At 22.5% G+C, this 8,019-nt stretch carries 7 protein-coding genes and 2 pseudogenes; 3 read left to right on the top strand and 6 right to left on the bottom strand.

Features of this window, described 5'->3' with window-relative positions; genetic code table 4:
• From AB668_RS00735 to AB668_RS00710, 6 genes and pseudogenes are all read right to left on the bottom strand, one after another.
• A pseudogene (locus AB668_RS00735) lies at positions 1-377 on the bottom strand (IS1634 family transposase); the annotation flags it as partial.
• A gap of 173 nt (positions 378-550) precedes the next feature.
• Positions 551-3,442: a cation-translocating P-type ATPase gene (locus AB668_RS00730; RefSeq protein WP_050517200.1), complete on the bottom strand. Its 2,892-nt coding sequence runs from the start codon at positions 3,440-3,442 to the stop codon at positions 551-553.
• A gap of 7 nt (positions 3,443-3,449) precedes the next feature.
• Complete coding sequence (yihA, locus tag AB668_RS00725) at positions 3,450-4,037, bottom strand: ribosome biogenesis GTP-binding protein YihA/YsxC (protein WP_050517199.1); 588 nt, start codon at positions 4,035-4,037, stop codon at positions 3,450-3,452.
• A gap of 10 nt (positions 4,038-4,047) precedes the next feature.
• Positions 4,048-4,620: a hypothetical protein gene (locus AB668_RS00720; protein WP_050517198.1), complete on the bottom strand. Its 573-nt coding sequence runs from the start codon at positions 4,618-4,620 to the stop codon at positions 4,048-4,050.
• Positions 4,610-5,236 (bottom strand): hypothetical protein, encoded by a 627-nt coding sequence (locus tag AB668_RS00715; protein ID WP_050517197.1) that lies wholly within the window; start codon positions 5,234-5,236, stop codon positions 4,610-4,612. The genes AB668_RS00720 and AB668_RS00715 overlap by 11 nt, the downstream gene beginning before the upstream one ends.
• Before the next feature lies 1 nt (position 5,237).
• Positions 5,238-5,924 (bottom strand): hypothetical protein, encoded by a 687-nt coding sequence (locus tag AB668_RS00710; protein WP_050517196.1) that lies wholly within the window; start codon positions 5,922-5,924, stop codon positions 5,238-5,240.
• A gap of 91 nt (positions 5,925-6,015) precedes the next feature.
• On the opposite strand from AB668_RS00710, the gene AB668_RS00705 reads away from it, so the two are divergent.
• The 3 genes and pseudogenes from AB668_RS00705 to AB668_RS00695 all read left to right on the top strand — a co-directional run.
• A complete protein-coding gene (locus AB668_RS00705) occupies positions 6,016-6,717 on the top strand; it encodes a hypothetical protein (RefSeq protein WP_050517195.1) in 702 nt (233 codons plus the stop codon).
• 9 nt (positions 6,718-6,726) lie between these two features.
• Positions 6,727-7,440 carry a phosphotransferase family protein gene (locus AB668_RS00700; RefSeq protein ID WP_050517194.1) on the top strand — a complete coding sequence of 238 codons (714 nt, stop codon included), beginning with the start codon at positions 6,727-6,729 and terminating at the stop codon, positions 7,438-7,440.
• 174 nt (positions 7,441-7,614) lie between these two features.
• Positions 7,615-8,019: pseudogene (locus tag AB668_RS00695) on the top strand (IS1634 family transposase); the annotation flags it as partial.

Genomic DNA, 8,019 nt, shown 5'->3' with positions numbered 1-8,019 from the left:
TTTAGTGTTGTTGATCTTGTAGTAGAACAATTATCAAAAATATCAAAATAATCAAAGAGTTTTTCAATAATCTCGTAACCTTTATACCTTTCTATAACCTCTTTTTTCAATGATTTTTTCTCTTTGAAGATTTCATCTAATTTTGTTTTAGCTTGTTCTTTTGTTCAAGATAGTGGGAAGTTTGCAATAACTGCTTTAATCACAGTTAGTGGATCATCATGATATTCTTTCAATTCATGTAAATAACCATAACCGAATCTGAATTCAAACCCCTTGTTATCTCTTCTCGGCACCCCAATTGATAAATATTCACCCTTCTTAACTCTTGCTATTGATGTTCTTCATTGTCTTTTTGTATCTTTTCTTGACTTTTTCATATTTCTATTATATCATATTTAAGCATAAAAGTATAGATATTTATATTTTTTTATAAAAAATATAGCTAATAAAAACGTGCTGTTTTTGTAACTAAGTGGGAAACGTAGGAAGAGAAGAAGAAAACAACAAGTAATATATCAATAAAAAGACTCTAAAGAGTCTTTTTATTTTACTAGTTAGTATCTGATTTTGTTTGTCTTTTCTTTTTATCTTGTTCTACTAATTGAGCAATTAATCTTTGATTATTTTCTCAACTTCTAGAAGATAAATGATATGAGTAAAATTGAATTAAATCAGTTATTATCATAAATATTGTTGGAATTAAAGCACAAGCTAAACTAGTAAATAATATTCAGAAATTATTATTACTTCAACTTAAATGGTTTTGTTTATTAATTGATAATAATCCAAATACTTTATCATTAACTCCAGGAATTAAAAATGCAAATATTGAAACTATTAAAACAATCATCGATCCAACTATTAGCGGTTTTGAAACTGTTCAATCTATTTTTCTAGTTTCTTTTCAATTTGTTAATTTAATTAAATGACTAAATATTGTTGGAGCTATAACACTTGTAATAAACATACCAGATCTACCAAAAATTATAAATTCATTTAATTTTGTTGGATTTGTTAAAAAGTAATTTTTATTGTTTTGAATAAATAAGAATCAATTGTCAGCTTTAGTTTTAGTTTGACTCATTCAATAATTCATATCAGTTGCTGACATTGCAATAATAAAGCTAATAATTTGAGCAACTGATAGAGATAATCCTATTTGAAAAATAGGTCATACAATATCTTTTAAAATTCCATCATTTTTCTTTTGTGGTTTTAATAATATTAAGGAATTATCTAAAGGACTCATTCCAATACCAAATGCTAAACATGAGTCAACAACTAAGTTTATAAATAAAATATTTGAGGCTTCAAAAGGTGAAACTTTTAAAAGTAGTGAAATTAAAACTATACTTAAAACGTTTGCTAAGTTAAATCCTAATAACAAAACAATTGCACGTCTAATTTTTTGAAATACATTTCTTCCTTCAACAACACCTTTAATAATTGTTTTAAAATTATCATCAGTTAAAATTGCATCTGCTGCTTGTTTAGCTACATCAGTTCCAGCAATCCCCATAGCAACACCAATATCAGCTTTACTTAAACTTGGAGCATCATTAACCCCGTCTCCTGTCATTGAAACAATATAACCTTTATTTTGTAATGCTTGAACTATTCGAACTTTATGTTCAGGATTTACTCTTGCAAAGATTTTAATATTATCAATTGCACTTGCTAATTCAACATCTGAATATTGTTCTAATTTGTCTGAAGTTAAAACCTCATAAGGAGTGTAAGCTAGATCTAAAGCTTTACCAATAGCTAAAGCAGTAATCGCATGATCACCAGTTATCATAACAACTTTTATTCCTGCTTTTCTAGCTTCTTTAATTGCTTGAACTGCTTCAGGTCTTACTGGATCTATCATTCCAGTAGCAGCTATAAAAATTAAATCTGATTCATAATTTTTATCATCATCATTTATTATTTTAAAAGCATAACCCAAAACTCTTAATGCATCATCACTTAATGTTGAAGTGGCTTTTTTAATTTCTTTTTTATGAGTTGAAGTTAATTTAACAATTTTATCATCTAGATATATTTTTTTACATTTTTTTAATAATTCATCTAATGCACCTTTTGTAAACACAGCTTTTTGTTTATTTTCTAAACCATTAACTGTTGTCATTAATTTTCTTTCACTATCAAATGGTATCTCATCAAGTCTTTTATATTTTTTTCTAAATTTTTGTTCATCAACATTCATTATTTCAGCAAAATCAACTAATGCTAATTCAGTAGGATCTCCAATTCTTTCACCATTTTCAGTAATTGAATCATTTGGCAATACTAAAGCTTTTAAAAACATTTTTTTAGCTTCATTTGCTTTTAAATTAATAAAATCATTAGAATTAATAACTTCATTATTTCAAATAACTTTTTCAATAGTCATTTTATTTTGAGTTAAAGTACCAGTTTTATCAGTACAAATTACATTAACCGATCCTAATGTTCCGATACTTTCTAATTTCTTAACAATAACATTTTCTTTAACCATTCTTTTTGTTGAAAAAGATAACGTGATTGAAACAATAGCTGATAGTGATTCAGGAATAACACCAATTGCTAAAGTAATAGCAACCATTAAATAATTTGCTCAACTATGTTTATTTCCTGTAAATAAGAATAATAAAAATATAAATGCACTAATAACAACAGCAATAAAAGAAATTAAGTAACTAAATTTATTAATTTTTCTCCCTAAACTTGTAGTTTGATCTTCGTTTTCTGAAACAGCTTTACTTATTTTACCAATTTCAGTATTAACTCCTGTTTCAACAACAACTCCAACTGCTCGACCTGAAGTAATGAATGTTGACATAAAAGCAATATTTTTCATATCAGATAATATTTTAGTTTTTTTAATAGCTTCTGGTGTTTTTTCAACACTAACTGATTCACCAGTTAAAATTGATTCATCAACCGTACAATCACTAGTTTCAATTAAACGTAATTCAGCTGGAACATATTTTCCTGCCTCTAAAACTACAATATCACCAACTACCAAATCAGTTGCATCAATTTCTCGGCTTATTTGATCTCTTATAACTATTGCTTTAGGTTGAGATAGAGATTTTAATGCATCAACTGATTTTCTTGCTCTAATTTCTTGAACAGTTTCTAAAGTAGCATCTAATAGAATAACAAACATAATAACGATAAAATCAATAAAATCCTCAAAATGAGGTTTTAATGTACGTTTAGCTATTAAAGGAGCAATTATTGAAATGATCGCAGCTATAAATAAAACTATTTGAATAGGTCTAGCTAAAGCTTTAAAAAATAACATAATTGCAGGAGTTGGTTTTTTTACAGGTAACGCATTTTTACCATTTTTAATTAATCTCAAATTAGCTTCAGCTTCAGTTAATCCATTTTTAAAATCTGTTTTTAAACTAGATTCAACTTCAGTTAAGTTTTGAGTTTTATAATCGTTCATACAAGTTTTACCCTTCTAAAAGTTCATTTATTTTATCATAACACTCACTTATATTTGTTTTGTTTAAATTTGATATTTTTATAAAACTATCACTAGAAACAAATCCTAATGTCTGTTTAATCATTTGTTCATTTTTACTATATTCATTTCTTTTTAGTTTATCTAATTTAGTTCCAACAATCACAACTTTTATATTATAGTATTTTAAAAATTCATACATTTGAATATCATCTTTAGTTGGCTTATGACGCAGATCAACTAACATAAAAACACCTTTTAAATTTTTTCTATTTACAAAATAATCTTGCATCATTTTAGCAAATTGGATTTTAGTTGCATCATTAATTTTTGCATACCCATAACCTGGAGCATCAACCAATCTAAATTGAGATTTATTAATATCAAAAAAGTTTAATAATCTAGTTTTACCTGGAGTATTTGCAACTTTTGCCAACTTATTATTATTTGTTAAAGAATTAATAAAACTAGATTTACCTACATTGCTTCGTCCAACAAAACAAATTTCACTAATTTGATCATCAATTCATCCGCTTCTATCTGCTGCTGATTTAATAAATACGGCTTGTTTAATCATAAATACTCTCCTAATCTTTAATATATTTATTTAAATTATCTTCAAATCATTTTTCTAAATTTTTATTTATATAAAGTTTAATTTGTTGTTTATTGTTGTTTTGATCAAAATAATTAATAACTACTTTTTTAAATGTTTTATTTTCAAATCTAATAGAAAATATTTTTTCTAACTCTATTAATGTATTAGATAAAATTAAAAATTTTATTGTATTAATTACTAATATTGTTTTAATAAGTTTAGGATTTAAAAAATATAAAAATATCAAACTAATAATTTTACAAATTGCACATATTTCAAACACATAATATTTATTAGAAATGTTTTGATTAATATATAAACTAAAAATTACACTAACTAGTATAAGTAAAATAAGATCAAATAAACAATCTAATAAAACTAATGAGTAATTTTTATGATTATATAAATATAAAAGATTTTCTTTTCTAATAAGTTTTAATCTAACTTTAATTTGAAATAATAAATAAAAATTACTAATAAATACAAATAATGATAAACATAAAATTAAAACATATAAAACAATTGAAGAAATAAAAGTACTACTAATATCTTTACTTATCATTATTTTCATCTCTTTTTCTAATTAATTTTTGAACTATTAAAACAAAATCAAAAACTTCACCTGTAATTTGAATTTCTTGTTTTTTAGTTGTTAAATAACAAGAATCTAAAAATTGATCATTTTTTTTAATTACACAAACTGAAATTGATTTAATATCATCTATTCAAATCTTAAAATAATTATCTAATAGATTAATAACTATTCTTTTATTTGTTAGATAAATTGTTGCTTGATTTAATTGATAATCAACTCGTTTTTTTAATTTAACATTTTCTTTTAAAAATAAATAATCATCATATAAAAAGTCTTTAATTAAATTTTGTTTAGTTTCTTTTTTAAGTTTCTTTTTAGAAACTTTTTTACTATTAACTGAAATTAAAAATTCTTTTTCTAGTAATGCTATTTCATCAACAGGAAGTTCAAATTTAAATGATATTTGTTTTAAAACATCATTTTTATGTTTAAGTTTATATTCGTTTCATTTTTTAAAAAATTGTTTGTTGTAATTGATAAAAGCTTGATTTTTAATTTGATATAAATAAGCTAATAAACCCATAGCAACAAGTAAAATAAAATATATTATTAATAAAACTATAAAAGCAATTATTTTATCCATATTATTCTTCTTCTAAATTAATTGTTTGTTGTCAAAAATTAATAAATTCTAAATAAGCTTCTACTTTATTTAAAATATCTAATCTTTTTAAATCTAAAGTATCATTTAAGTTAATATTTAATTTTAAAATATCAATTAAAATTTTATTTCCCTCTAATAAATCATCAAAATTTTGTTCACTTATTAAAAGATTATAAACTTTTTTAAACTCATCTTTTTGTGAATTTAATTGTTCAAATAACAGTTTATGTTCTTTTAAAACATCATTTACTTGATTTGTTATAACTTGTTTATAAAAATCAATATATTCTTGTTGGCTAGTTCATTTTAAAGCTTTAGCATTCATTTCTAAATCATTTAAATTTTTAAATACAAAATTATTTTGTTTTAATAAAAAAGCTAAATGTTTACTAATTTGTAAACTACTTATTAGGTTAAACATACTACTATCTTTTATGTTTAAAAGTTCTTTAATAATTTGTAATTCTAATTTTTCTAATTTATTTACTAATTCATCTCAATTATCTAAATTCTCAATATTTTCAAATTCATTAATTAAATTTTCTAATTGTTTATAGTTATTATTATCTTTATTTAATTCATCTAAAACATTATCTAAATTAGCAATAATTAAACCTAAACTAGGTTCAAAAAAATCTAATTCAATTTCTTGGTGATTGTTTGACATTTTACTTCTCCTTTAATAAAAATATTAATTTAATTATAACTTATATAAATATTGTTTTTTATATATAATAGAAAATGAAAAGGGGTAGACAATGATAGAAATTTATAAATTAAAAGATCTAAACTCTTATGATTTACAAGCATATTTACACATTAATCCTTGATTTAAAAATAGATTAAATAAGTTAATTTTAAAAAATAAAAAATGAATCTTAAACTTTAATTTAAATCCAAATGATTACATAAGTTTTGATGATATTACTCAAGTTAAATTAGATAAAGTATTTAAAGATGTTAATAATTATTTAAACTTTTTCAAACCTAAAATTAAAAAAATAATAAATGAAAAACAACTATTCAAAAAGTTTAATAAGCCAATTAGAAATTATATGATGTTAGTTGGTATGTGTCATGCAATTAACACTATGATTGATTTTTATAAAAAACTAGATAAAGAAACAATTTTAAATAAACAACAAACAGTTTATTTAATAGGTAATGAAGTTTTAGATAAAAAATTTGAAAGATATACAATTGAAATACTTAAATTAATTCCTGATCAATATAAAGATAATTTAAAAGATTTATACTCTGAAAAAGTTGATATAAATAATAGTTTATTTAATTCTAAACAATTTGTTAAATGAACAGTTAAATATGCATCAAGATTATTTAATAATAAAAAGATTAGCCAAAATGATTATTTAAAAATAGTTTATTTGTGTTATTTAGAAAATGATTTTAATAGATCATATTCTTTATTATTACAAGAATTTGTAAATAAACTAGTTTAGGAGGTTTATATGAAACAACAAATCACAAAAGGTGGAACTAATATTTCATATAAAGTTGATAATAAGTTTTTACAAATAAAAAAATATAATTCTTTTAATCATAATATTGATTATTCGATTTTGAAAATATTTGATTTTGTACCTAAACTAATTAAAAATACCAATAAAGAAATAGAATGAGAATTTATTAATGGAATTGAACCTGTTATAGATATAACAAATATTGAAATAGTTGCTAATCAAGTTAAACAAATTCATACTTCAAATTTAAAATTTCCAGAATTTAATCTAACTCAAAGAGTTGCTCATTATAGAGAAAAAATCAAAGAGTTAAACACTAACACTAAAGTATTAGATGACTATTATAATTTAATTGATGATATTTTAAAATCTATGGATCAGACTACACCACTACATAACGATTTATTTCCTTTTAATATGATTCAAACAAATGATAATAAAATTTATTTTATTGACTGAGAATATGCAACAATGGGAGATAAACATTTTGAATTAGCTTATTTAATAGAAACTAGTCAAATGAATCAAGAGTGCGAAGATAAATTATTAGAAATTTATAAAGATTATGATTCTAAAAAACTATTATTATGTAAAATTTTTGTTAATTATATAATTATTTCATGAGTTCGAACTCAAACTCCTACTCCACACGATACAAAAATATTTGAAGATAGAATTTATAGTTTAGCAAATCAATTATAAAAAGGGGTCATGTTATTAGAATCCCTTTTTATAATTTCTATTTAAGATTAAGAATTTGTATTTGACCTACGTTTCCCACTTAGCTACAAAAACAGCACGTTTTTAGTAGCTATATTTTTTATAAAAAAATATAAATATCTATACTTTTATGCTTAAATATGATATAATAGAAATATGAAAAAGTCAAGAAAAGATACAAAAAGACAATGAAGAACATCAATAGCAAGAGTTAAGAAGGGTGAATATTTATCAATTGGGGTGCCAAGAAGAGATAACAAGGGGTTTGAATTCAGATTTGGTTATGGTTATTTACATGAATTGAAAGAATATCACGATGATCCGCTAACTGTGATTAAAGCAATTATTGCAAACTTCCCACTATCTTGAACAAAAGAACAAGCTAAAACAAAATTAGATGAAATTTTCAAAGAGAAAAAATCATTGAAAAAAGAGGTTATAGAAAGGTATAAAGGTTACGAGATTATTGAAAAACTCTTTGATTATTTTGATATTTTTGATAATTGTTCTACTACAAGATCAACAACACTAAAAGATGTTATTATGCAATTAATTTATCAA

Origin of the sequence: Mycoplasma sp. HU2014, from assembly GCF_001199495.1 — a bacterium.
Lineage (GTDB): Bacteria > Bacillota_I > Bacilli_A > Mycoplasmatales > Mycoplasmataceae > Mycoplasma.
This window is presented reverse-complemented; position numbering and strand designations above follow the sequence as displayed.